Source organism: Micromonospora sp. WMMC273 (assembly GCF_027460285.1).
GTDB lineage: Bacteria > Actinomycetota > Actinomycetes > Mycobacteriales > Micromonosporaceae > Micromonospora > Micromonospora aurantiaca.
The window spans coordinates 5749936-5773646 of the sequence record NZ_JAPZBE010000001.1 but is presented as its reverse complement, the minus strand read 5'-3'; the positions used below and the strand labels follow the sequence as shown (position 1 = coordinate 5773646).

The following is a 23711-nucleotide window of genomic DNA, read 5'->3' as shown; positions in this document are numbered from 1 at the left end:
GGGCGGCCCCGCCGACGGCGGCGCGGGGGCGTACGGCAGGCTAGGAGCATGGCTGACGGCTCCTGGTACGACGCCGACATCGACCACGTGATCATCTCGGAGGCGCAGATCCGCGACAAGACCGCGGAGCTGGCCAAGCAGGTCTCGGCGGACTACGCCCACGTCGAGGACGGCCTGCTGCTCGTGTGTGTGCTCAAGGGAGCGGTCATGTTCATGGCCGACTTCGCCCGCGCGCTGGGCCGCCAGGGTCCGCCCGCCGAACTGGAGTTCATGGCCGTCTCGTCCTACGGCCAGGGCACCACCTCGTCCGGCGTGGTCCGCATCCTCAAGGACCTGGACCGGGACATCGCCGGCCGCCACGTGGTGGTCGTCGAGGACATCGTCGACTCCGGTCTGACGCTGTCCTGGCTGCTGCGCTACCTGGAGTCGCGCTCCGCGGCGAGCGTCGAGGTGGTCGCGCTGTTCCGCAAGCCGGACGCGGTCAAGGTGCAGGTCCCGGTCAAGTACGTCGGGTTCGACATCCCCACCGAGTTCGTCGTGGGCTACGGGCTCGACTTCGGCGAGCGGTACCGCGAGGTGCCCTACGTCGGGGTGCTCAAGCCCGAGGTGTACGCGCGGGCCTGAGGCTCTGCCGAGCCCTTCGTCAGCTGACATTCAGCGGGCTCTCAGTCTTCCGGTCTACGGTAGGAGCCGGTGACGTGGAGGCACCCTCCACGCCCGGCCCCTCGAACCGCGTGACCGTGCGGTGTGGGCGGGCCGGGTGGGAGCTCCCCGCCACGCCGGCTCCAAACCCGGGTTCGCCCTACGCGTAAGTGCCGGGCTCGCAAGCTCACGCGTCGCCCGAACGGTGTACCGTCGAATGACCGTGGTGCGGCAGTTTGCGTGCCCCGGGGGTCGGGCCGGCCCGCACGGCGGCCCCGGCCGCCGCTCAAGGCGGCGACACCATTCAGACGGTCAGGACGTCGATCAGGAGGATGCGGGCGCCTCGGCACCCGACTACAGCATGGAACGTACGCGTTTCTTCCGCCGACCGGTGGTCTGGATCATCCTGGTCATCCTCGGCGCCGTTGTGCTCAGTCAACTGTTCACCGCTGGTCCCAGCTACCACCGGGTGGACACGTCCGTCGCGCTCGACCAGCTCAACAAGGGTGGCATCGAGAAGGTCGTCTTCCAGGACAAGGAGCAGACGCTCCAGCTCGACCTGAAGGACAAGGCCAAGTTCGACGGCGACACCACCACTGACAAGATCGAGGCGCAGTTCCCGTACGAGGTCGGCGGCCAGGTCTGGAACCAGGTACGCGAGGCCGAGGCGGCGGACCGCATCACCGGCCCGGTCGACACCAAGGTGTCGTCGGACAGCATCTGGGTCAGCCTGCTGGTCAACCTGCTTCCCATCGCGCTGCTCGTGCTCCTGCTGCTGTTCTTCATGTCGCAGATGCAGGGTGGCGGTTCCCGGGTGCTCAACTTCGGCAAGTCCAAGGCGAAGATGATCACCAAGGACACGCCGAAGACCACCTTCGCTGACGTCGCGGGTGCGGACGAGGCCGTCGAGGAACTGCACGAGATCAAGGACTTCCTGCAGAACCCGGCGAAATACCAGGCCCTGGGCGCCAAGATCCCGAAGGGCGTGCTGCTGTTCGGCCCGCCCGGTACCGGCAAGACGCTGCTGGCCCGCGCGGTCGCCGGCGAGGCCGGGGTGCCCTTCTACTCCATTTCCGGCTCCGACTTCGTCGAGATGTTCGTCGGTGTCGGCGCCAGCCGCGTCCGCGACCTGTTCGAGCAGGCCAAGTCGAACGCTCCGGCGATCGTCTTCGTGGACGAGATCGACGCCGTCGGCCGCCACCGCGGCGCCGGTATGGGCGGCGGTCACGACGAGCGGGAGCAGACGCTCAACCAGCTGCTTGTCGAGATGGACGGCTTCGACACCAAGGGCGGGGTCATCCTGATCGCCGCCACCAACCGGCCGGACATCCTCGACCCGGCGCTGCTGCGCCCGGGCCGGTTCGACAGGCAGATCCCGGTCGACGCCCCCGACATGGAGGGCCGCAAGGCCATCCTGCGGGTGCACGCCAAGGGCAAGCCGTTCACGCCCGACGTCGACCTCGACGCGGTCGCCCGGCGTACCCCGGGTTTCAGCGGCGCCGACCTGGCCAACGTGATCAACGAGGCCGCGCTGCTCACCGCTCGTAAGGAGCAGCGGGCGATCACCAACGACTCCCTGGAGGAGTCGATCGACCGGGTGATCGCCGGCCCGCAGCGCCGGACCCGGGTGATGAGCGACCAGGAGAAGAAGATCACCGCGTACCACGAGGGTGGGCACGCGCTGGTCGCCTGGGCGCTGCCGCACGCCGCGCCGGTGCACAAGGTGACCATCCTGTCCCGGGGTCGCTCGCTGGGTCACACGCTCGTGCTCCCCACGGAGGACAAGTACACCCAGACCCGGGCTGAGATGATCGACACCCTGGCGTACGCGCTGGGCGGCCGGGCGGCCGAGGAGCTGGTCTTCCACGAGCCGACCACCGGTGCCGGCAACGACATCGAGAAGGCCACGCAGCTGGCCCGCGCGATGATCACGCAGTACGGCATGAGCTCCAAGCTCGGTGCGATCAAGTACGGCACCAGCGGCGACGAGCCGTTCCTCGGCCGCAACATGGGCCACGAGCGGGACTACTCCGACGCGGTGGCGGCCGAGATCGACGGCGAAATGCGTGCGCTGATCGAGCTGGCCCACGACGAGGCCTGGGAGATCCTGGTGGAATACCGGGACGTCCTGGACAACATGGTCCTGGAGCTGATGGAGAAGGAGACCCTCTCCACCGCCGACATGGCCCGCATCTGTGCGCGGGTGGTCAAGCGCCCGCCGATGGCCCCGTACCACGGCTTCGGCAAGCGTCAGCCCTCCACCGAGCCGCCGGTGCTCACCCCGGCCGAGAAGGAGGCGCTGGCCGCACAGGCCCGCGCCGACGCCGCCGCCTCGATCGGTGGTTCCAGCAACAACTCGGACGGTACGCACTGAACAGCGATCCGACGACGGCCGGCTCCCACCACAGGGAGTCGGCCGTCTCCGCGACCGAGCCCGACGGCGACGACGCGCTCGACTACGTGGCCGCACGCCTGATCAGCGGCAAGCTCACCGGCGGCCCGGTGGAGGACAGCGTCGACCTCGCCCGGATCGAGAAGGCGGTCCGTGAGATCCTCATCGCGGTCGGCGAGAACCCGGACCGCGACGGCCTCCAGCAGACGCCGGCCCGGGTCGCCCGCGCGTACGCCGAACTCTTCGCCGGCCTGCGGGTCGACCCGGCCCAGGTGCTCCGCACCACGTTCGAGGCCAACCACGAGGAACTGGTGCTCGTCCGGGACATCGACGTGATGAGCCTCTGCGAGCACCACCTGCTGCCGTTCCGGGGCAGCGCGCACATCGGCTACATCCCCGGCCCGGACGGCCGGATCACCGGCCTGTCGAAGCTGGCCCGGCTGGTCGAGGTGTTCGCCCGCCGGCCGCAGGTGCAGGAGCGGCTCACCTCGCAGATCGCCGACCTGCTGATGTCCAGCCTCGCCCCGCGCGGCGTGATCGTGGTGCTGGAGTGCGAGCACATGTGCATGGCGATGCGCGGCATCCAGAAGTCCGGCGCGAAGACCATCACGTCCGCCGTGCGCGGCGGCCTCCAGAACGACGCGAAGTCGCGGGCCGAGGCGATGGCACTGATCATGGCCCGCTGACCCTCGACCGGCACCGACGGCCGCGTACTCCCGCCCGGAGGCGCGGCCGTCGTCAGTCGGGCAGCATGGCGAGCAGCAGTCCGGCGGCGGTGAGCACCGCCGGGACCAGGCAGACCAGGGCGCCGAATCGGGGCGTCCGGTCCACCCGATCGGTCGGACGCGGGCGGAAGACGCGCCCCACCGCGAGCCAGCCCAGCATGAACGCGACAGCCGGCAGCGGCAGCCCCACGAGCAGCGCCAGCACTGTCACCGGCCCCGGGCCGGCGACCGCGTACAGCACGAGCTGGAGCAGCGGCACCACGAGCGCCAGCGGCCCGTACACGAGCAGGTTGCGCGGACGGGCCGGCCACCTAGCCAGCCGCGGCAGGCCGCGCGCGCTCAGAGTGTCGTCCGCCGCGTCCGCCCAGTCCCCGGCGGCGCGCAGCGCCGCCAGCACCGCCGACGGCCCGCCCGCCATCGACCGGGCCGCCTCGGTCACCTCCGGCGGCGTCGGGACCAGCGACATCGCCGGTACGCCCAGCTCACGCAGCCGGGACTGCTGCGGCGCCAGCCGTTCCCGTACCGCTGTCAGCTCCTCGCGGGCCGCAGCCACCGACCGCGCCTGCTCCCCGGCGGCGGTGGCCGCCGCCCGGCGTACGCCGTCGAGCGCCCGCGCGGCGGCGACGTACTCCGCCCAGGCCGACTCGGCGGGGTCCGCCACGGTTGTCGGGCCACCCGCGCGGGGCCCCGGTACGGTCGTGCCGGTCTCGCTCATGCGGCCCCCTCCCCGGTGCGCTCCGTCGCCCGCGGGTCCGGTTCGACCCGCGCGGTCGCCACTTCGGTCGTGCCGAACGGGACGAAGACGGTGCCCTGCTCGTCCGGGCCGTCCCAGAGCACCGCGCGACAGGGGCGGGGCCGCCACCAGACCGGACGGTCGAAGAGTTGCTCCAGCCGGCCGCCCGGCACGTCGGTGACCGCCACGGCGGTGAGCTTGTCCACCTCGCCCTCGGGACCGAGCAGCCCGGCCAGCGGCGCCGGTGTCCGCCACCAGCCGAGCAGGTGCCGCCCGGCCGGCGGGCCCTCCAGCAGCAGCGTCCGCAGCAGGTCCGGCGGCAGTTCGGTGGCGTCCGGCACGTCCAGCCCGAACACGACGAGATAACCCGGCTCGTCCGACTCCATCGCGGTCCGCAGCCCGGCCGCGTCGACGGTCTCCACCCGGTGCCGTCCGGCCAGCTCGGCGGCGAGCACCCCGGCCGGCTCGGCAGACCCGTTCGCCAGCGGCGCCAGCACGAACCGGGCCGAGCCCGGATGCGCTGCCGCCGCGCTGCGCACCGCAGTCACCAGCAGGCGCTCAGCCTCCTCGTCCCGGCCCAGGACGGCCAGGTTCCGCCCCGCGCCCGGCCCCAGCGGCACCGTCACCGTGGACCGCCGCACGTCCACCGCCCGGCCCAGCAACGCGGCGGGCGCGTGGGTCCGCCCGGCCAGCGCGGCCCGGTGCCGGGGGTCGTTGGCGAGCAGCGGGCGGGCGTACCCGGCGAACACCACGGGCGGTGTCGCCGACTCGCCCCGCGCCTCCCAGAGCCGTCGCCGCAGGTCGGACAGGACCTCGGGATCCTCGTACGGATCCGGGAAACGGATCATCCGCTCGTGCCCCCGGGTCGCGCCGCGCGGACCGCCCAGGCCACCCGCCGTGTTCACCACAGCGCTGCCCACCGGCAGCCCGGCCGCCGAGTCGTTCGCCGGTTCCAGCACCGCCGAGCCGCCGGGCAGCGCCACCCGCACCGGGAACTGGCCGAGCAGCGGGTCACGCGGACCGCCGATGCCCAGGTCACCCTCGCCGGCCAGCACCAGGTGGATCCCGTACGACCGGCCGGCGCGGGCGAGCGCGTCCAGCCGGGCCAGCAGGTCGGCGGCGAGCCGGTCCCGCTCGCGCAGCGCCAGCGGGAAGTTGTCGACCACGCAGACGATCCGGGGCAGCGGCTGGTGCTGGCGCAGCTCGGCGTAGCGCTGCCCGCCGGCCCGCCGGGACGCCTCCTCGCGGCGGCGCAGCTCCGCCTCCAGCTCACCGAACAGGTCGGCCACGTACTCCCGGTCGGCGGCCATCCCGGCGGCACGCACCTGCGGCACCCAGGAGCGGTCCCGCTCGGTCTGGAGGAACTCCACGAACGACTCGCCGTCGGCCAGGTCGGCCAGGTAGAGCGCCAGCTCGTCCGGGCCGTACCGGGCGGCGAGGCCGAACAACGCGTCGGTCAGGAACGCCGACCGCCCCGCCTGACCTCGGCCGCTGACCAGCCAGTGTGGCGTCAGCTCGGTGAAGCCCAGGCTGACCGGACGCCCGGCGGCGTCACCCACAGTTGTGCTCAGCCCGTCGGCCGAGCCGGTCGTCCAGAAGCCGTCGGCAGGCAGCAGGTCACGAAGGGAGAGACGGGAGCCGTCCTCGATCTGCTGGGCCAACCGCGCACAAACAGCGGCGACCAGGTCGGCGGGTGGATCCTCGTCGAGGAACACCGGCGAGTTCAACCCGCCCGGCGGCTCGGCGCCCGGACTGCTGAAGCCGGCGCCGGGCGGGTCACCGACCAGCGCGTACGCGGTGCGAACGGTGACCGCTGTGGCGCGCGGCAGCGGGCTGCCGTCCGGCCAGCCGGCGAGCACCAGATGCAGCCCTGCGCGCGGCCCGCCCTCGGCCAGCCCGGCGAGCCGGTCCAGGTCGGCGGTGGTCGTACCCTCGGGCAGCGCCGCAACCACGAGCAGCAGCGTTCGGTCGTGCCCGCGCTGCCGGGCCGTCCCGGCGGCCACCCACTGCTCCGCCTCGGCCAGCACCGCGCGCATCCCGGCGAGGTCGGTGGCGGGCGGGGGCAGCAGGCCGGCGTCGGCGAGCGGCGCGTACCCGGCGAACGTCGCACCGGAACCGCCGTCCACCGCGCGGGCCAGCAGCGCCCCTGCCGGCGTGGCAGCGAAGACGCGCAGCAGCAGCGCGCGGAGCAGCCCGGCCACCCGGGCGTCCGAGGCGTCGGCGTCGAGGCTCACATGGCCGCTGCCGAGCAGCGGCACCAGCGCGGGGAAGCGGGCGTCGTCGAGCGGCGACGCGGTACCGACCCGGACCAGCGGCGGCAGACCGTCACCCGGTGGAGTCGTCGCGGTCAGCGCGTCCAGTGGCGCGCCGGCCCAACCGGGCGCCGCCAGCTCTGCCGCCGCCCGCAGGCGCTCGGCCAGTTCGTACTGCCGATGATGGTCGGCCGGCGCGGGCCGGATCTCGTCGAGGATGCCCGCCGCCGCCGTCGCGGCGGCCTCGGCCCGGCGGTGCAGCGCGGCGGCCCGGCCGGCGCGCGCCTTCGGAGTCACCACCGCGTCCACCTCTCTTTCCGAGGCCGACATGTCCTCCCCGAGGTGTGACGGTAACCCAGGCGGCGGCCGTCCACCGGGATGTCGGTCGGCGCGGTGAGCTGGTCGGCGGTGAGCAGCCTCACCCCGCCGCCGGTCGGTGCCCGCCCGGCGGTTCGCCACGATCCGCCGGTTCCAGGCATTGGGTACGCGCGGCGCAGCCGATAGCCTCAGGAGGTGGAATCAGTGCAGCCCCCCGCCGGTTCCCAGGTGTCCCGAGTACCGGCGCAGCGAACCCCGCCGGAGCAGCTGGCGCCCCCCGCGCCCGCTCCCGCACCGGTACGCCCCAAGCGTCCGGTGCGCACAGTGCTCGCTGTCGTCGCGGGGGTGCTGGCGCTGTTGTGCACCGTCGGCGGAGTGGTCGGGTTCGTGCTGTACGACCGCGCAACCGCCCCAGACCGAAGCGCCCCCGACGTCGTGGTGGACAACTACCTCCGAGCTTTCCTCGTCAACCGTAACGACACGAGAGCCGAGGAGTTCGACTGCGCCGGAAGGGCGGATGCTGACGCCTTGCGTGCGCTTCGCGACGACCTCGCGGCCCGGGAGCAGCGCTTCAACACGACGATCTCGGTGAGCTGGGGTCCGCTGGCCGTTCAGGAGTCCGGCGAGGTCGCGGTGGTCGAGGTCGACCTCATCATCTCCGCCTCAGTTGAGGGCATCACGCAGAGTGAGCGGCAGAGGTGGCGGTTCGATACGAGACGCGACGACGGGTGGGGCGTCTGCTCGGCGCAGCGCGCCGACTGACTCCCGGCTATTCCAGCCAGAGCAGGTGCACCGGCACCTCCAACGTGGTCGGTGCCTGGCCGCGCCAGGCCCACCGGTACCACTCCAGTTCCGGGGCCACCCGCACGCAGATGTCGCCGTCCGCCCCGGAGTAGGTCTCGGTGACGGCACGCAGGTCGCGCCGTTCCACGCCGTTGTCCACGTGTACCACGCGCCGCCCGGTCACCGCGTCGGCCTCGAACACCGGCGTCGGCGGCCGGCGCTTCGGCACGTCCAGCGAGACCAGCCGGAGTCCCGGGGCGCTTCCTCCGGTCGCCGGACGCCGCTCGCCGATGGTCTCCACCCAGACCCGTTCCACAGGCACCAGCGGCGCGAACACCTCCACCTGCTCGGCCTCGGCCCGGTACCACTCGTGTTCCGGGATCACCGGTACGTAGGTGCGGCTGCCCTGCACCACCCGCTCGTCGGCCCGCAGGTCGCCACGCCAGCCGAGGCCGGGCAGGCCGACCAGGACGCGGCGGCCGCGCAGCTCGGTGCCGCCGGTGGCGGGCACGGTCTCCACCGGCCGGGGCGGCAGCGGTGCCCAGTCGGGCCGGTCGGCGAACGGGTCGGGCAGGGGGTTGCTCATCCGCCCGGCCTCACCCGGTCTCGCCGAGGGGCGCGCCCCGCTTGCGCATGAAGGGCACCGGGTTCTCCGCCCCGTTGCTGGACCGGTCGCCATTGCGGTGCACCTCGAAGTGCAGGTGCGGACCGGACGAGTTGCCGCTGCTGCCGGAGAGGCCGATGACCTCGCCCGCCTCGACCGCCTGACCAGGCACCACGCGAGGTCGCTCGACCATGTGGCAGTAGCGGGTGATGAATCCGCCGGCGTGCAGGATGTCCACGAACCATCCGCAGCCGCCCTTGTTCGGCCAGCCGTCCCGGTCGCAGTCCCGCCGCCCGGAGCGGTCGGGGTCGCAGCGGGCCACCAGCACCCGGCCGGCCGAGGCGGCGTGGATCGGCGTGCCCTTCGAGGCGGCCAGGTCCACGCCGTGGTGGCTGGGCCGGGCCGTGGTGCGGAAACCGGAGACCACACCGCCGGGCAGCGGCGCGGTCCAGCCGGAGGCGGCGATCCGGTCTCCGGCCGCGGCGTCGCACACGGCCTTGCCGGCGATCTCCACGGTCCGGGCGGCGCCGCCGGCCAGCGCGTCGACGATGGCTCCGGCCAGTTCCTCGTGCTTGGCGTAGGCGTCGGGGTAGGCGCTGACCTGGACTTTCTGGGCGACCACAGTGAGCGGGCGCTGCTGCCAGTTCGGCACCTTCTCCATCTTCTGGTAGAACTTGCGGGCCGCGTACGAGGGCGTCATCCGCTGCTCGACGCTGCCCCATCCGGGCCGCTGCTGGAACAGACCCAGCGAGTCGTGGTCGGCGCCGACCCCTTCGTGCGGCAGCGCCAGCGATGCCGGCACCGTGCTGTTGGCGAGGTTGCGCAGCGCTGATTCCTGCATCGCGGTGGCGAGCGCGATCACCCAGCCGCGCGCGGGGAGCTTCATGTCCTGGCCGACCTTGATGATGACCGCGGCGTTGCGCAGTTGGCGCTCGCCGTACTCGGCGAAGCGCGGCATGTCGCCGGTCAGGTTCACCTGGTAGGTGGGGTCGCAGTTCAGGGCCGCGAGCTTCGGGTCGTCCTCGTCGCCGCCGAGTTCGGTGAGAAGGAAGGCGCCGGCGCCGCCGACGCAGCAGAGCAGGGCGAGCACACTCGTGACGGCGGTGGCGACCACGCCCAGGCGCAGCTTCCGGCGGACCTGCCCGGCGACGGCCGGGCCGGCGGTCACGACCGCTCCCAGTCGATCGCGTCCACCAGCCAGGGTCCGTCCGGTGCGACGAGTTCGAGCCGGAGCGTGCCGTTGTCCAGCGGAACCACCGCCTCCACGAAGGACTCGGTACGGGGCCGGAGCGTCGGGGTGCCGGCGGTCCTCCGTGCGGGCACTGTCTCCGGGTCGGCATCAGTCATCTTCTCGGCCAGCGCCGGCGTGGAGAGCGGCCGCAGGCGGGCCTGCCACGCGTCGCCGCTGCTGCCCGGGCCGCTCAACCAAGCGGTGGCGAAGCGGCCGGCGACCTCCTCCGGCGTGTCCTCGCCCGGCCGGGTCTTCGGTGCGACCGCGGTCGGCGGGCTGGCGAGCACGCCGTCGTCACCGGCCTCCGGGTCCGTGGTGCTGATCGGCTGGGTGGGGCGGCTGGTCAGGCCGAGGCCCGGATCGCCGGGGCCGGCGACGAGGCGGGCCGCGCCGATCACCCCGAAGACCAGCACGGCGATCATGAGGGCGACACCGATCCGGGACCGGAGGACCCGGGTGAAGAGGAATTCCAGCGCGCGTCGCACCGGACTCACCGGGCCTCGGAGCGGATGCGCGGCGCCGGCCGGGCCGGGGCGGTGCCGCGGTCCGCCGAGTCCGGCCGGTAGACGGCGTAGGAGGGCGCTTCCTCCGGCACATCCGGCTCGGTCCAGGTCGACGCTGCGCGCCGGGGGCGGGGAGTGGCGCCGGGACGCTCACCGGGCCGTCCGCTCGCGGGCGCCTCCTCCGGCCGTTCCCGTCCGTCCGGCCTTTCCCGCTCGGCGGGTGTGGCGCTGTGCGCCGGATCCTCGTGCCGGGCCTCCGGCCGGAGACTGCGCTGGTCCGCCGTGACGGTGCGGCGCTTGCCGATCGCCGGCTCGTTGGTCCCGCCGGGCTCGGCCACGTCCAGCCGCGCGGCGATCCGCATGTCCCGGAAGAACCGGCGGTGCCAGGAGCCGGCCGAGCTGACCGCCTCGCTGCTGTCCTTGCCGCCGAGCTGGGTGATCCGGCGGTACGGCCGCAACAGCAACCAGCCGACGACCCCGCAGAGCCAGACCAGGACCACCTGGAGCCAGCCGGGCAGCGTGGCGGTGTTCATGATCAGGTCGACGGCGAAGAGGTAGATGGCCGCGCCGGTGCCGAAGATGGCGATGTTGAAGACGGCGGCGACCACCGCGTTCGCCAGGCGCCGGAGCCCGGCGCTGGCCGGGCGCATCAGGCCGACGGTGCCGAGGATCGGCGCGGCGATCACCGCCCAGCGGAAGATCAGGAAGCCGAGCAGCACCAGCAGTGACGCGGTGAGGTCGAACATGGCGAACAGCACCGAGGCCAGCACCGCGATGAACCCGGCACCGATCCGGTCCATGTCCTTGGTGCCCTTGAGGTACTCGTACGCCTCCGGATCCTCGGTCTTGATCTGCTCGGCGACACGGGCCCACTGCTGTTGCTTGGCCTTGATCGTGCCCTCGCGGGTGGCCGGGTTCTGGCGGAGCTTCTCCGACTCCTCCCAGGTCAGGGACTTGGCGTCGTACAGGGCCGGGCCGTACTTCTTAGCGGTCTCGCTGTCCGCCGAGCCGAGCACACCGCGCAGCCAGTTCCGGTAGAGCATCGTCTCGGTCGCCGTGTCGCTGGCGCGCACGGCGGGCGGCCGCTTGTCGACACAGGCGCTCGGGTTCGGCAGCGCGCACTTGTCCGGCGGGACGGTCTTGGAGGAGGGGCCGACCGCGTCGTGCACGACGCCCAGCGTGGTGATCAGCGTGTTGTCGGCGATGTTCGCGGACTTCACCGGCCAGGCGGCCAGCGCGGTCACCGCCACCATCACCAGCAGCGCCCAGCCGGCAGTGGTCATCGCGTTGCTCATGTCCGACTGGCGGGACCGCCAGAGCAGGTAGAGGCCGACCACGCAGACGGTGATGATGCCGAAGACGCTGAACACCTTCTGGTAGACGGCCTTCGTGGCCTGCTCCACCAGCGGGTCGGCCCAGCTCCACATCGTGCGCGGATCCCAGGCGCGCTCGCGCAACGCGTTCGAGGCGCCGATCACCGCGTTGGCGAACATGAACTCGCCGTTGGCGACCATCGTCGTGAAGCGGTAGTCCGGATGCAGCACCGAGGAGGCACAGCCGCCGTCCACGTCGTACGTGTTGTAGCTGTACCCGGCGTACCCGTAGTCGCTGTAGAGGCCCTTCGGGCCGGGCTCCTTCGCCGAGTCGGGCCGGGACGCGAACCAGCCGGCCAGTCCCGAGTCCGGCGCGGCGGGCACCGGCGCGTTGCGGCACTCGACCTGGTCCTCGCTGACCGCCTTGAGCTTGCCGACGCAGGACCGGAAGTCGGCCTGCCACTCCTTGGTGCTGCACAGCTCGGCGCGCGCCTGGGTGACCGGCGCGGCGGCGTATGCGGGTGTGGCCGCCCCGATCACCGGCCAGGAGATCGTGGCCCCGGCGAGTACGCCGAGCGCGAGGAGGAGCGCCGCGATCCGTGCCCGGGCCCTCGCCATGTCACGCCTCCAGATCAGCCAGGACGGTCGGCAGTATCCCGGCGGCCTGGGCGACCGCGGCGGGGGTGGTGTCCAGGTGTTCCAGCAGCCCGTCGACGTACGACACGTCGACCCGGACCTTCTGCACGCGCCCGTCGACGTCGCGCATGACGAACTCGCGGAAGCCGAGCCGGTTGGCCGATCCGCTGTCCGCCTGGGAGAGCGAGGCGAGTGTCGCTTCGTAACCGTCGTCGACAGGAACCCGCAGCAGGCGCAGCGCCTCGGAGGCGATCTCGCTGTCCTCGGCGATCCGGCCGACGAAGACGGTGGAGACGAGGTTCTGCACGTCGAGGCCGAGGATGTCCTTGGGGTTCTGCGAGGCGACGAGCGCGGCGAGGTTCCACTTGCGGGAGTCGCGGGCGAGCCGGACCAGGAACGAGCGCCCGGACCGCCAGCCCTCCATGAAGTGCGCCTCGTCGAGGCCGACCAGCTTCCGGGAGGACATCGAGCCGCCGTAGCAGCGGCGTACGGCGAGCCGGTGCGCGGTGTGCAGCATCGGCAGCGCGAGCGCCTCCTCGGCCGACCAGTACTCCCGCTCGATCTTGAGGTCGGGGAGTCGCAGACCGGCCATGGTGATGACGGTGAGCGCCGCGTCGGCGCCGAGCAGTCCCTCCGGCGGCCGGCCGAAGAAGAGCATGGCCAGCGGCATCTCGGCGGTGTCGAGGAGAAGGTGCGCCAGTTCGCGCCCGGCGTCGTCGTCGAGCCCCTGGAGGCAGGTCACCACGTCGTCGAGCGTGGAGGTCTCCTCGGCGGGGACCTGGCGTACGGCGTGCCGGAACAGCGTGGCGGTGGACGCCTCCCGGGCAACCTGCGGCGGCACCAGCATCATGCAGATGTCCTGCACCAGCATCCGGCGCTCGGCGCGGGCGTTCGACACGGCGATCTCGAACTCGCGGTCGCCCGCCGGGCCGGCGCCGAACTCGCTGCGCAGCGGCGTCGGGATCAGCGCGTACGGCGCGAGCGTGCCCTGCTCCGAGCCGGTCAGGTTGAGCACCCGCGAGTACGGCGCCAGTTCGGGCATGGCGCAGAGCCGGGCCAGCGGGCCGGACGGGTCGAGCAGCGTCACCTGCACGCCGCGGCGCGCGGCCAGGTAGCCGAGCGCGCCGAGCAGCGTGGACTTGCCACCGCCCGGTTCGGCGACGAAGACGGCGAGGCCGGAGCGCTCGCGTACCTCCATCGGGAAGTGCAGGTCGAGGAAGACCGGCCGGCGGCAGGTGCCGGCGGTGCGCCCGATGAGGTCGCCGCGCCGGTCGCCGACCGTGGACGCGGCCTGCGGCAGCGCGGCGGCGAGCAGGTTGACCGGCATCCGCCGGACGTAGCCGGTGTTGGCGATCGGCTCGCCGGGGATGAACTCGCGGGCCAGCCAGTCCTGGTTCTTCGGGTGCTGGAGCGAGATCCGCAGCTCGCGGGAGTAGAGCTGGATGAGCCGCCGGGCCCGTTCCAGGCACTCTTCCCGGGTACGCCCGCCGACCGCGATCCGGTGCCAGCCGTGTGCCCGGGCCGAGTCCACGGGCAGGCCGGTGGTCATCTCGTCGCCGATCACCAGCGCGCGCTTGGCCAGCCGTTCCAGCTCGGGTGGGGCGTCGATGCCGTGCTCGGCGTAGTCGAGCTGCTGGGAACGGATCATCCGGAGCCGGTGTTCGAGGTTCCGGAAGGAGTCGTTGGGGCCGAGGATGTCGACCCGGGTGGACAGCTCCATCGGCCACGGGAGCCGCTCGTGGAAGTGCAGCCAGGGCTCGTGCCGTTCGGGGATCTCCAGCGGCTCCATCCGGCCGACCGCGAGCACGGCGACGTGGCGTTCCTCGCCGGTCATCCGGTTGACCAGCTTCACCGTCGAGCCGTACGGGGTGCGGTAGCGCTCGACCTGCTCGGTGAGGGCCAGCAGGTCGCCGCGTTCCCACCGGCCGTTGGTGATCGGGGACAGGACGCCGGGTGGCGCCATGCACAGTGCCACCGAGCGGTAGAGCAGCCATTCCAGTTCGGGTGCGGTGACCCGGCGTCCGCGCATGCCGAACGCGCCGAGGACCTCGTCGAACTGCTCGACGGTACGGCTCAGCCGGCGGCGCTCGCCGTCGGCGGTGCCCCGGCCGAACGTGCGCAGGAGTCGTTCGGTGAGCGAGTCGCCGAGCGACCGGCGGGCGAACGTGACACCGAGGTAGGTCTGGCCCTCGGCGTGGTTGACCGCCATCAGGTGCCGCTGGGCGGCGACCAGGTGGTCGGCCCAGCCGGTGGTGCCCGGTACGTCGGGCAGCGGGGCGGCGGTGTGCGCGTCGATGGTGCGGGCCCACTCGTCGGCCGGGAAGGGCCGGGTGGTGCGGCGCAGGTGCAGCCGGAACCCGGCGAGTCCGGCGTACTGCTCGGAGATCGCCGAGAGCAGCGCCTCGCGTTCGGCGTCCGGCCGGAACGCCCATCGCACCTCGGGCAGCCAGTACCAGGCGGTGACTGTGTTCGGGGTGAAGGTCAGGTGGCCGGCGATCTCGGTGATGGCCAGCTCGACCGACGGGTCCCGGTCACCGAACTTGATCTTCGGGGCGCGGACCCGGACCGGCTTGGTCGGCCGGTTGCGGCGCTCCGGCGCGCGCTGCCGGGGCGGCGCCACCTCGCGGTGCGCCGAGCGGCCGACCTCCCGCGACGGTGCCGCCGCGGCCGTGAGCGGGTCGGCGGGAGCGAGATCCGGCTCCCGGTGGTCGGCGGGGACAGGCGCGGGGGCGTGGATCTGCGGGGGCGGCGGGAGCGCCGGCTCGGGCTCGGCCGGGGGCCGGAGCGCGGGCAGCCGGTCACCGGCCTGCTGCGGCACCCGGCTCCGGGACGGCGGCGGCGGGGCGAGCGCGGCGGGCGGGTCGGGCAGGGAGGGCTCGACCGGCGGCGGTGCGGGTTCGGGCCGGGGGCGGCCGACCGCGCGTACCCCAGGGGCCCGCTCGCGGACCGGCGGTTCCGGTTCGGCCCGGGGCGCCGGCTCGACCGGCACGGCGGGCTGGTGCGGGATCGGCAGGGGCTCCCGGCCGACGCCACGGCGCGGCGGCGCCACCACCGGCTCGACCGGCGGGAGCGGTGTGGACGCGGCGGGCCGCCGCCGGGGCTGCGCGCCGCCGAACAGGTCGAGGAAGGGGGAGTCGATGTCGCCTTCGGGGCGTACCGGCTCGCGCGGGGTCATCGGTCGCGGCGGCTGGAACACGCCGACGCGGCTGTGCCCGGGGCTGGTGACGAGCGCGCTGTCGAGGACGACCTCGTCCAGATCCTCGTCCGGCGGGTAGTCGAACGATCGCGCACGGTTACCGTTGGGCCCGGCCGGGCGCCCGGCCGGGGAACCCGGCGTGGAAGAGCGACTCATGCGACCGCCTCACCCGCGTCGTTCGTCTGCACGGTTGTCGTACGCCCGGTCATGCCAGTTCCTCCCGGATCCTGATCCGGCTCGCGACGAGCCGCGGATCCCGCTGCTCGGTGGCCGGTTCCCGGGTGCGTCGCCAGTCGGTCAGCGCGGTCCGGATGACCATGCGCGCGGGCCGGTCCGGGTCGACGTACCGGAAGATGAACGAGGTCGTCACGATCGCCAGCGAGATCTCCCATGCGGGGAACAGCTCGACCTGGAGCGTGAACAGCCAGTGGATGAACATGTAGAGGGGTACGAGCAGCATGAACAGGCCGTACTGGGCGTACGGCAGGTGGACGGGAAGGGTGTACCCGGGCGGCCCCAGGTAGACGAGGCGTGCCCGGTAGATGTCGTCGTCGGTGCGCAGCCGCATCGTCGCCCAGCGCCCTACTCGAAGATCAGGTTGATCAGGTAGTCGCCGACGAAGAAGAGTGTTGCCGCTCCGGCGATGAAGGCCAGGCCGATGATGGCGATGGCCGAGCTGGTCAGCACCTTGGAGATCTCACCCCGGCTGGCCCGGCCGATGAAGATCACCCCGAGGACCGCGAGCAGGATCGGCGCGATCTTGCTGGCGAAGAAGGTGACGACGTTGTCGGTGTCGATGCCCTTCGGTGCCGGCTCGGCGAGTGGAGTCGACGCCAGGGTGTGGAGCGCGTGGTCGACGGCACTGGACGCCGTTGCCATGAGCTCGATGGCGATCACTGGAAACCTCCCCAAGGTCGCGGCCGGCGGCGCCGCGTTGGTGCAAGTAGGCAAGCCTGGCGGGATGGTGCTCGTCAGAGACAGCGCCGTCAACGCTGAGTCCGTCACCCACCACGCAGAGTGGTGAGTTTTGGGGGGATTCTTCCCGCTTCGGCCCTCCCTCCAGGCTTCGCCATCTCGATGCTGGGCAATTCCAAAGCGTACGGCCCGGCCACCTTTGCGACAAGCCGTGAAGAGTCGACCTCCGACGGCCCGGATGACCGATCGTACACCTGTTCCAATGCGCACGTCAGGGGTGCCGCGTCGCGCGCTCGCCCGGTGGCCGGAAGCCCTGCCGGCGAACGGTACTGTCGGGTCCGTGACCGATCTGGTACGGGCGGAGGCCCCGGTGGTGATGGGCGTCCTCAACGTCACGCCCGACTCCTTCTCCGACGGCGGCAGATACGCCGATCTGGGCGCGGCAGTCGCACACGGGGTGCGACTGCGGGGGGACGGCGCCGACCTGATCGACGTGGGTGGCGAGTCCACCCGGCCCGGCGCCGAGCGGGTCGACGCGGAGACGGAGACCGCCCGGGTGCTGCCCGTGGTCCGCGAGCTGAGCGCCGCCGGCATCCTCGTCAGCATCGACACCAGCCGCGCCCGGGTCGCCGAGGCGGTCCTCGCCGCCGGCGCGTACGTGGTGAACGACGTCTCCGGCGGCCTCGCCGACCCGGACATGGCCCGGGTGGTTCGCGACGCCGGCTGCCCCTGGGTGCTCATGCACTGGCGGGGTCACTCGCGGGGGATGCGGGAGCTGGCGACGTACACCGACGTGGTGGCCGAGGTCCGGGACGAGCTGAGCCGGCGCGTCGACGCCGCGCTCGCCGCCGGGGTGGCCGCCGACCGGATCATCGTGGACCCGGGCCTGGGCTTCGCGAAGACCGCCGCGCACAACTGGGCGCTGAGCGCCCGCCTGCCCGAGCTGGTCGACCTGGGCTTCCCGGTGCTGTTCGGGGCGAGCCGCAAGTCCTACCTGGGCCGGTTGCTCGCCGACCCGGCCGGCGAACCACGCCCCACCGCCGGGCGGGAGGCCGCGACCGTCGCGACGAGCGTGCTCGCCGTCGCGGCCGGCGCCTGGGGGGTACGCGTGCACGACGTCCGCGCCACCGCCGACGTGCTCGCCGTCTGGCGCGCCACCGGCAGCCCCCGGCTCGCCACCGCGACCGGCACCCGGCCGGCGGAAGCGGCCACCGGCACGAGCGGAGGCGACAGATGAGCGACCGGATCGAGCTGACCGGCCTGCGCGCGCATGGCCGCCACGGCGTCTACGACTTCGAGCGCGCCCAGGGGCAGGAGTTCGTGGTCGACGCGGTGCTCGAACTGGACCTGGGCCCGGCCGCGCGCTCGGACGAGGTGACCGACACCGTGCACTACGGCGAACTCGCCGAACGTCTGGTCGCGGTGATCACCGGCGAGCCGGTGAACCTCATCGAGACACTCGCCGACCGGCTGCTCGCGGTCTGCCTGGCCGAGCCGCTGGTGGCCGCCGCGACGGTGACCGTGCACAAGCCGGAGGCCCCGATCCCGCACGCCTTCCGGGACGTCGCGGTCACGATGAGGCGTACCCGATGACCCGGGCCGTGCTGTCGATCGGCAGTAACCTGGGCGACCGGCTCGGCCATCTGCGCGGCGCGGTGGCCGCGCTCGGCGACCGGGTGCTCGTGGTCTCCGGCGTCTACGAGACTCCACCGTGGGGGGACGCCGACCAGCCCGCGTACCTGAACGCCGCGGTGATGGTCGCGGACCCGGCGGCGGCGCCGGATGACTGGCTGGAGTGCGCCCGGGCCGCGGAGGCGGCGGCCGGGCGCGACCGCGACCCGCAACGACGGTACGGGCCGCGCACGCTCGACGTGGACGTGATCGCGGTCTGGGACGACGCCGGCGAGCCGGTGCTCCGCGACGACCCCGAGCTGATCCTGCCGCACCCCCGGGCCCACCTGCGCGCCTTCGTGCTGCGCCCGTGGATCGACATCGAGCCGCACGGCCGGCTGCCCGGGCACGGCTGGCTGACCGATCTGCTCAACGCCGAGCCGCTCGCCGGGGACGCCCTGGAACTGAGCCCGCGACCCGATCTGGCGCTAGAGTCGGACACATGACCCGGTGGATCGTGGCCCGGCAGTGGCGAGCTGAGGAGGTGCGGTGAGCACCGACCGCTCCCCGCAGGGGCCCGACCGCTTCCGGATGGGGCCGACCCGGGCCTCCACCCTCGTGGTGGCCGGCCTGGCCGCCGCCGCGGTGGCCTGGCTGCTGATCAGCGGCTTCTACTACGACTTCGCCCCCGACCTGCCCTGGCTGCCGGTGATCACGCTGGCCGGGCTGGCCGTGCTGGAGGGCTACGCGGCGGTGAACACCCGGGGCCGGATCGAGCGGCGGCCCGGCCGGGAGCCGGTCAACCCGCTGCTGGTCGCCCGGTTCGTCGTGCTGGCCAAGGCGTCGGCGCTGGCCGGGGCCATCTTCGCCGGCTTCTACGCCGGGCTGACCGGCTGGCTGTTCGTGGAACGCACGAACGCCGCGGTGGGCGATCGGCCGGCCGCGCTCGGCGGCCTCATCGCCGCGCTGGCGCTGGTCGCGGCCGCGCTCTGGCTGGAACGCTCCTGCCGGGTGCCGGAGCAGGAGGACGACGAGGACCGCGAGCCCGGTGACCGGGAGACGCCCCGCGGGCGTCTCTGAGGGTTCCCCCCACCCCGGCCCGGCGGTACCGTCCCTGGCGACCGGAGAGCGACGGCCGCCACCGGTCCGCCCGCCCGTGGGCCGGACGCGGCCACCTGGGGGAGGCGCGAGCCAATGGCGTACGACGATGCGGGCCGGACAGCGCCGCCGGAGACGTCGTCCGGGGTGCCCGCTGCCGTACTGGAGAACGTCTTCGACGACCCGGCCCACGGCGAACCCGGCCGGGACCGGATCGCGGTGCACGTGTTCTGGGAGTTCGTGCTGCTCGCCGGCCTGGTCGCGATGGCCTGGCTGCTCTGGCGGGAGGACTCGGACGCACTGCGCGGCGGCTCCCTGAAGACGCTGCTCGTCGACGTGGCGGCGCTGGGCCTGCTCGCCCTCGCCGCCGGCCTGAGCCTGCGGGCCGGCGCGGTGAACCTGGCGATCGGGCCGGTCGCGCTGGCCGCCGCCCTGCACTTCGCCGAGCAGGGCGACCGGGGCATGCGGGAGGCGCTGCTGCCGGCGCTGGCGATCGCGGCGGCGGCCGGGCTGGCGCTCGCCCTGGCCGTGGTGGTGCTGCACGTGCCCGGATGGGCGGCGAGCCTGGCCGGGGCAGCCGGTGTGATCGTCTACCTGGAACGGCGGACCGCCCCGGTGACGGTGCAGGGCGACTACGACCCGCGCGGCAGCGCGCTGTACTTCTTCGTGGGCTTCGCCGCGGTCGCCGTCCTCGGTGGCCTGTTCGCCGCGATGAGACCGGTACGCCGGCTGATCGGCCGGTTCCGTCCGGTCGCCGACCCGGCCCGGCGGCGCGGCGTGGCGGCCGCCACGGTGACCGCGCTGGCGCTCGTCGGGTCCACCGTGCTGGCGATGCTGGGCGGCGTGCTGATCGCGGCGAACGGGGACGGCCAGGTCGCGCCCGGCACCGGACTGGACTGGACCGTGCTGGCGGTCGGCACGGTGATGCTCGCCGGCACCAGCGCGTACGGGCGGCGCGGCGGCATCTTCGGCACCCTGTTCGCGGTCTGCCTGGTGGTGGTGTTCCTGGCCTGGACCGTGCCGCACGGCTGGACGGTCAGCCGGTGGGCGCTCGGCGGCGCCGTGCTCGGCGCCGGCCTGCTCGTCACCCGGCTGGTCGAGACGTTCGGCCGTCCCCACCCGGCACCGCCGGGTCCGCTCGGCCCGGTCCGCCCGGCCCGGGACGGCGCGCTGAGCGGCGGCTGGACGATGACCCCGCCGCCCGAACCGGCCGACGCCTGGCCCTCGGTGCTCCCGGTACGCCAGCACGACACCCCCGTCGAGGCGTGGGAGGCGCCGCGCTGGGACACCGAACCCCGGCGCTGGGACGCCGACGACCGCTGACCCCCGGCGGTGGCCGTGCGTCCGGCGCGCCCGGACTGATCTCTCCGGTTAGGCTCGGCGGCATGACCGATACTCCTGCCCCCGGTGGCCGCACCTTCGACGAGCTCGACAAGCTCTCCACCGAGGAACTGCGCGAGCAGGCGTTCAACCTGGCGCGCGACCGCCGCGACGTGGGCTTCTTCTGGTCGGTCCTGCGGCACCTGCCCAACGCCGACGAGGCCGCCGCGCTGGACGGCGCACCGAACTCGATCGGCCCGACCATCGACGAGGCGAACGCGCTCTGGCGTGAGCTGACCGGGCACGGCTACGACGAGTCCGCGCCGCTGCTGCGCGCCGCCTTCATCGACTACCTGATGAAGCACTGAGGTCGATGACTGCCCGTCGGCCGACGGCGGCCGACCGGTTGCGCAGGTTTGCCCGGCGGGACCGGCCGGGAACTGACCGCCGCATGGCTCTGAGCAACCGCCCCCGCACCGTCCCCCGGTACGGCACGGCCGCCGGCACCGGCACGCTCGCCGCGTTCCTGCTCGTCGCCGTCGGCGGCAGTCCGATGTACGTGGACTGGGCGCAGCGCGGCACCGACCCGACCGGCGCGGGTGGCTGGTTCCTGCGGCTGCTCGCCTGGCCGTCCTGGCGGTGGCAGGCGGACGAGGGCGTGTTCGCCACCAACCTGCGGGCGATCCTGCTGCTCGTGCTGGCCGCGGCACTGCTGTACCTGCTGCCCGGCCCGCAGGTCGACCGGGTGACGTCCTCGGGCAGCCAGTTCCTCTCCGGCTGGGGTGCGTACGCGCTCGCGGGCGGGCTCAGTGCCCTGCTCGCCACGCTCCTCGGCCCGCACGGCTCGCTGTTCGCCGCGTTCCAGGCCGCCAGCACCGGCGTCACGTACGGCTTCTTCGCCGGCTGGATCGTCGGACTGGCCAGCCTCGGCGGCCGGGCCTGACCTCAGTCCACAGCACCGAGGGCCAGCACCCGGGTGCGGGTGAGCAGCCCCACCGCCCGGCCCTCCTCGGTCACCACCGCGTGCTCGGCACCGGAGGTGAGAAGCGCGCCGAGCGCGTCGTACGCCGAGTCGCCGAGCGCCACGGTGGGCAGGCCGGTGCCGCCGTCGGCCGGGAGCGGGTCGAGCACCGCGCGGGTCACCGGCGTGACCGCGAGCCGCCGGATGCCCCGGTCGGCGCCGACGAACTCGCGGACGAAGTCCGAGGCGGGCGAGCCGAGCAGCGCGGCGGGGCTGTCGTACTGCTCCAGCCGGCCGCCCTCGGACAGCACCGCGATCCGGTCGCCCAGCCGGACCGCCTCGTCGAGGTCGTGGGTGACCAGCACGATCGTCTTGCGTACCTCGGCCTGCAACCGCAGGAACTCCTCCTGCAGGCGGGTCCGGACGATCGGGTCCACCGCCGAGAACGGCTCGTCCATCAGCAGCACCACCGGGTCTCCGGCGAGTGCCCGGGCCACGCCGACCCGCTGCCGCTGCCCGCCGGACAGCTCGTGCGGGTACCGCCTGCCGAACTGCGCCGGGTCCAGACCGACGAGTTCCAGCAGCTCGCCGACCCGGTCCCGGGTGCGCTGCTTCGGCCAGCCCAACAGCCCCGGCACGGTCGCCACGTTCGCGGCGACGGTCTGGTGCGGGAACAGTCCGACGTTCTGGATGACGTACCCGATGCGGCGGCGCAGCGCCACCGGGTCGACCCGGGTGACGTCGTCGTCGCCGAGCAGGATCCGCCCGTCGGTCGGCTCGATCAGTCGGTTGATCATGCGCAGCACCGTCGACTTGCCGCAGCCGGACGGGCCGATCAGCACCACCAGTTCGCCGGCCGCGACCTCCAGGCTCAGCTCGCGTACCGCCTCGGTGCCGTCCGGGTAGCGCTTGCGGATGCGCTCCAGCGTGATCGACGCCGCGCCGCCTCCGGCGGCGCTTCCCGGGGTACCGTCCACGTGTGTCCCTCCACCTGAGCTACCGGGCCGACCCGGGTAATCCGTGGTTCTCCTGGCAGTACGTGCGGGACAACTCTGACACGATCCTCGCCGCGCTGCGGGAGCACACCTGGCTGACCGCACGCGCCGTGGTGATCGCCGCGCTGGTGGCGTTGCCGCTCGCGGTGCTCGCGTACTGGTTCCGGTCGTTGTCGGCGCCCATCCTGGCGGTGACCGGGGTGCTCTACACCGTCCCGTCGCTGGCGTTGTTCGCGTTCCTCGCGCCGTACCTGGGCATCGGCGCGATCACCGTGCTCACCGTCGTCGCGCTGTACGCGCTGCTGGTGATCGTGCGCAACGCGCTGGCCGGGCTGAACCAGGTGCCGCCCGAGGTCCGCGAGGCCGCCGAGGGCATGGGGTACGGCAGGTGGGGCCGGCTGTTCCGGATCGAGCTGCCGCTGGCGCTGCCCGGCATCCTCACCGGCGTACGGCTGGCGACCGTGTCCACTGTCGCGCTCGTCACCGTCGGGGTGGTGGTCGGCCGGGGCGGGCTCGGGCAGCTCATCTTCGCGGGCTTCCAGAACAACTTCTACAAGGCGCAGATCATGGCCGGCACGGTGCTGTGCGTGCTGCTGGCGCTGGTGCTCGACCTGGTGCTGGCGGGCGTGGGCCGCCTGCTCACCCCCTGGCTGCGCGGGAGGTCCGCCCGGTGAACCCCGTCGAGCAGGCAGTGGTCTGGCTGAACGACCCGTTGAACTGGACCAACCCCGGCGGCGTGCTGGACCGCCTCGGCGAGCACCTGAGCATGTCCGCGCTGGCGGTGCTGCTGGGCTGCCTGGTGGCCTGGCCGATCGGGCTCTGGCTCGGGCACAGCGGCCGGGGCGGAGGGCTGGTCCTGCTGGTCTCCAACGTCACACTGGCGATCCCGACGCTGGCGCTGCTGACCATCCTCCCGCTGACGTTCCTCGGTTTCGGCCGCCCGGCCGTGGTGGTGGCGCTCGCGGTCTTCGCGATTCCGCCGCTGCTGGCCAACGCGTTCACCGGGGTGCGGCAGGCCGACCCGGAGGCCCGGGACGCGGCCCGGGGGATGGGCCTGTCCGGCGGGCAGGTGCTGCGCCGGGTGGAGCTGCCGCTCGCGGTGCCCTACCTGGCGGCCGGCTTCCGCACCGCGGCGGTTCAGGTGGTGGCCACCGCCGCGCTCGCCTCGTTCGTCAACGGCGGTGGGCTGGGCCAGATCATCCGGGCCGGGTTCGGGCTCGACATCGCCGCCGGCGGCGGCCAGATCATCGCCGGCGGGGTGCTGGTGGCCGGGTTGGCGCTGCTCGTCGAGGGGGTGCTCGCGCTGGTGGAGCGGGTGGTCACGCCCCGCCCGCTGCGCCGGGAGCGCCGGCGGGCGAACCGCCGCGCGACGGCGGCGACGACCGGCAGTTGAGCCGTCGGTGACGATCGGATGACGAAAACCGCTCCGAGTTTGTCGGTCGGGTCTGGAGGATATTGGCTGGAGTCGCGGGTGGCCGTCCGG

Annotated in this window: 23 protein-coding genes; 13 read left to right on the top strand and 10 right to left on the bottom strand. The window is 73.4% G+C overall.

Annotated features, from left to right (window positions below; all coding sequences use genetic code 11):
* Positions 1-48 precede the first annotated feature (48 nt).
* The 3 genes from hpt to folE all read left to right on the top strand — a co-directional run bounded on the left by hpt (position 49) and on the right by folE (position 3720).
* Positions 49-624, top strand: a complete 576-nt coding sequence (gene hpt, locus O7611_RS26845; protein ID WP_013288988.1) for a hypoxanthine phosphoribosyltransferase — start codon at positions 49-51, stop codon at positions 622-624.
* Between the two features lie 379 nt (positions 625-1003).
* Positions 1004-3016, top strand: a complete 2013-nt coding sequence (gene ftsH / locus O7611_RS26840; protein ID WP_135242355.1) for an ATP-dependent zinc metalloprotease FtsH — start codon at positions 1004-1006, stop codon at positions 3014-3016.
* Positions 3017-3102: 86 nt separating this feature from the next.
* Entirely contained in the window at positions 3103-3720 is a 618-nt protein-coding gene (gene folE / locus O7611_RS26835) for a GTP cyclohydrolase I FolE (protein ID WP_269697778.1), read from the top strand.
* A 52-nt stretch (positions 3721-3772) separates the two neighbouring features.
* On the opposite strand, the gene O7611_RS26830 is transcribed toward folE, so the two are convergent.
* Together O7611_RS26830 and O7611_RS26825 are read right to left on the bottom strand one after the other, a co-directional pair.
* Positions 3773-4474, bottom strand: coding sequence for a hypothetical protein (locus O7611_RS26830; protein WP_269697777.1), 702 nt, complete (start codon positions 4472-4474; stop codon positions 3773-3775).
* Positions 4471-7053 carry an FtsK/SpoIIIE domain-containing protein gene (locus tag O7611_RS26825; RefSeq protein ID WP_194802010.1) on the bottom strand — a complete coding sequence of 861 codons (2583 nt, stop codon included), beginning with the start codon at positions 7051-7053 and terminating at the stop codon, positions 4471-4473. Before O7611_RS26825 ends, O7611_RS26830 begins: the two co-directional genes overlap by 4 nt.
* A gap of 213 nt (positions 7054-7266) precedes the next feature.
* Between O7611_RS26825 and O7611_RS26820 the strand changes: the two genes are divergently transcribed.
* Positions 7267-7824: a hypothetical protein gene (locus O7611_RS26820; protein WP_269698170.1), complete on the top strand. Its 558-nt coding sequence runs from the start codon at positions 7267-7269 to the stop codon at positions 7822-7824.
* A gap of 7 nt (positions 7825-7831) precedes the next feature.
* Here the strand turns inward: O7611_RS26820 and O7611_RS26815 are convergent, their stop codons facing one another.
* Genes O7611_RS26815 through O7611_RS26785 form a run of 7 tightly spaced genes read right to left on the bottom strand, consistent with a single transcriptional unit; the run spans position 7832 to position 16225 of the window.
* Positions 7832-8431 carry a hypothetical protein gene (locus tag O7611_RS26815; protein WP_269697776.1) on the bottom strand — a complete coding sequence of 200 codons (600 nt, stop codon included), beginning with the start codon at positions 8429-8431 and terminating at the stop codon, positions 7832-7834.
* 10 nt (positions 8432-8441) lie between these two features.
* The gene (locus O7611_RS26810; protein ID WP_269697775.1) at positions 8442-9617 is read right to left on the bottom strand and encodes a M23 family metallopeptidase; all 1176 of its coding nucleotides are present in this window, start codon (positions 9615-9617) and stop codon (positions 8442-8444) included.
* The gene (locus tag O7611_RS26805; protein ID WP_194801957.1) at positions 9614-10174 is read right to left on the bottom strand and encodes a hypothetical protein; all 561 of its coding nucleotides are present in this window, start codon (positions 10172-10174) and stop codon (positions 9614-9616) included. The genes O7611_RS26810 and O7611_RS26805 overlap by 4 nt, the downstream gene beginning before the upstream one ends.
* Complete coding sequence (locus O7611_RS26800; protein WP_269697774.1) at positions 10171-12114, bottom strand: MFS transporter; 1944 nt, start codon at positions 12112-12114, stop codon at positions 10171-10173. The genes O7611_RS26805 and O7611_RS26800 overlap by 4 nt, the downstream gene beginning before the upstream one ends.
* A 1-nt stretch (position 12115) precedes the next feature.
* Positions 12116-15484 carry an ATP-binding protein gene (locus O7611_RS26795; RefSeq protein WP_269697773.1) on the bottom strand — a complete coding sequence of 1123 codons (3369 nt, stop codon included), beginning with the start codon at positions 15482-15484 and terminating at the stop codon, positions 12116-12118.
* Between the two features lie 49 nt (positions 15485-15533).
* Complete coding sequence (locus O7611_RS26790; RefSeq protein WP_013288977.1) at positions 15534-15896, bottom strand: hypothetical protein; 363 nt, start codon at positions 15894-15896, stop codon at positions 15534-15536.
* A gap of 14 nt (positions 15897-15910) precedes the next feature.
* Positions 15911-16225 carry a hypothetical protein gene (locus O7611_RS26785; RefSeq protein WP_013288976.1) on the bottom strand — a complete coding sequence of 105 codons (315 nt, stop codon included), beginning with the start codon at positions 16223-16225 and terminating at the stop codon, positions 15911-15913.
* Positions 16226-16583: 358 nt separating this feature from the next.
* Here O7611_RS26785 and folP point away from each other — a divergent pair, with 358 nt between their 5' ends.
* The 7 genes from folP to O7611_RS26750 all read left to right on the top strand — a co-directional run bounded on the left by folP (position 16584) and on the right by O7611_RS26750 (position 21215).
* Positions 16584-17480, top strand: a complete 897-nt coding sequence (folP, locus tag O7611_RS26780) for a dihydropteroate synthase (RefSeq protein WP_269697772.1) — start codon at positions 16584-16586, stop codon at positions 17478-17480.
* On the top strand, positions 17477-17836 hold the full coding sequence (gene folB, locus O7611_RS26775; protein ID WP_013288974.1) for a dihydroneopterin aldolase: 360 nt from the start codon (positions 17477-17479) through the stop codon (positions 17834-17836). Before folP ends, folB begins: the two co-directional genes overlap by 4 nt.
* Positions 17833-18360, top strand: a complete 528-nt coding sequence (folK, locus tag O7611_RS26770; protein WP_194801953.1) for a 2-amino-4-hydroxy-6-hydroxymethyldihydropteridine diphosphokinase — start codon at positions 17833-17835, stop codon at positions 18358-18360. The genes folB and folK overlap by 4 nt, the downstream gene beginning before the upstream one ends.
* An 85-nt stretch (positions 18361-18445) precedes the next feature.
* Entirely contained in the window at positions 18446-18934 is a 489-nt protein-coding gene (locus tag O7611_RS26765; protein WP_120574102.1) for a DUF3180 domain-containing protein, read from the top strand.
* A 114-nt stretch (positions 18935-19048) separates the two neighbouring features.
* Positions 19049-20275, top strand: coding sequence for an ABC transporter permease (locus O7611_RS26760; protein ID WP_194801952.1), 1227 nt, complete (start codon positions 19049-19051; stop codon positions 20273-20275).
* Between the two features lie 62 nt (positions 20276-20337).
* Positions 20338-20640 carry a hypothetical protein gene (locus O7611_RS26755; protein WP_135242344.1) on the top strand — a complete coding sequence of 101 codons (303 nt, stop codon included), beginning with the start codon at positions 20338-20340 and terminating at the stop codon, positions 20638-20640.
* Positions 20641-20723: 83 nt separating this feature from the next.
* Positions 20724-21215: a hypothetical protein gene (locus tag O7611_RS26750; protein WP_013288969.1), complete on the top strand. Its 492-nt coding sequence runs from the start codon at positions 20724-20726 to the stop codon at positions 21213-21215.
* Between the two features lie 2 nt (positions 21216-21217).
* On the opposite strand, the gene O7611_RS26745 is transcribed toward O7611_RS26750, so the two are convergent.
* Positions 21218-22210 carry an ABC transporter ATP-binding protein gene (locus O7611_RS26745; protein WP_269697771.1) on the bottom strand — a complete coding sequence of 331 codons (993 nt, stop codon included), beginning with the start codon at positions 22208-22210 and terminating at the stop codon, positions 21218-21220.
* A gap of 2 nt (positions 22211-22212) precedes the next feature.
* On the opposite strand from O7611_RS26745, the gene O7611_RS26740 reads away from it, so the two are divergent.
* Complete coding sequence (locus O7611_RS26740) at positions 22213-22902, top strand: ABC transporter permease (RefSeq protein WP_013288967.1); 690 nt, start codon at positions 22213-22215, stop codon at positions 22900-22902.
* Positions 22899-23621, top strand: a complete 723-nt coding sequence (locus tag O7611_RS26735) for an ABC transporter permease (protein WP_194801950.1) — start codon at positions 22899-22901, stop codon at positions 23619-23621. Before O7611_RS26740 ends, O7611_RS26735 begins: the two co-directional genes overlap by 4 nt.
* The last annotated feature ends 90 nt before the right edge of the window (positions 23622-23711 follow it).

Bases quoted from the DNA above. Each gene is read 5' to 3' on its own strand.
- O7611_RS26830 (WP_269697777.1), bottom strand. From the start codon at position 4,474: ATGAGCGAGACCGGCACGACCGTACCGGGGCCCCGCGCGGGTGGCCCG.
- O7611_RS26795 (WP_269697773.1), bottom strand. From the start codon at position 15,484: ATGAGTCGCTCTTCCACGCCGGGTTCCCCGGCCGGGCGCCCGGCCGGG.
- hpt (WP_013288988.1), top strand. From the start codon at position 49: ATGGCTGACGGCTCCTGGTACGACGCCGACATCGACCACGTGATCATC.
- O7611_RS26800 (WP_269697774.1), bottom strand. From the start codon at position 12,114: ATGGCGAGGGCCCGGGCACGGATCGCGGCGCTCCTCCTCGCGCTCGGC.
- O7611_RS26755 (WP_135242344.1), top strand. From the start codon at position 20,338: ATGACCGATACTCCTGCCCCCGGTGGCCGCACCTTCGACGAGCTCGAC.
- O7611_RS26765 (WP_120574102.1), top strand. From the start codon at position 18,446: ATGGGGCCGACCCGGGCCTCCACCCTCGTGGTGGCCGGCCTGGCCGCC.
- O7611_RS26750 (WP_013288969.1), top strand. From the start codon at position 20,724: ATGGCTCTGAGCAACCGCCCCCGCACCGTCCCCCGGTACGGCACGGCC.
- folK (WP_194801953.1), top strand. From the start codon at position 17,833: ATGACCCGGGCCGTGCTGTCGATCGGCAGTAACCTGGGCGACCGGCTC.
- O7611_RS26760 (WP_194801952.1), top strand. From the start codon at position 19,049: ATGGCGTACGACGATGCGGGCCGGACAGCGCCGCCGGAGACGTCGTCC.
- ftsH (WP_135242355.1), top strand. From the start codon at position 1,004: ATGGAACGTACGCGTTTCTTCCGCCGACCGGTGGTCTGGATCATCCTG.
- folB (WP_013288974.1), top strand. From the start codon at position 17,477: ATGAGCGACCGGATCGAGCTGACCGGCCTGCGCGCGCATGGCCGCCAC.
- O7611_RS26815 (WP_269697776.1), bottom strand. From the start codon at position 8,431: ATGAGCAACCCCCTGCCCGACCCGTTCGCCGACCGGCCCGACTGGGCA.
- O7611_RS26790 (WP_013288977.1), bottom strand. From the start codon at position 15,896: ATGCGGCTGCGCACCGACGACGACATCTACCGGGCACGCCTCGTCTAC.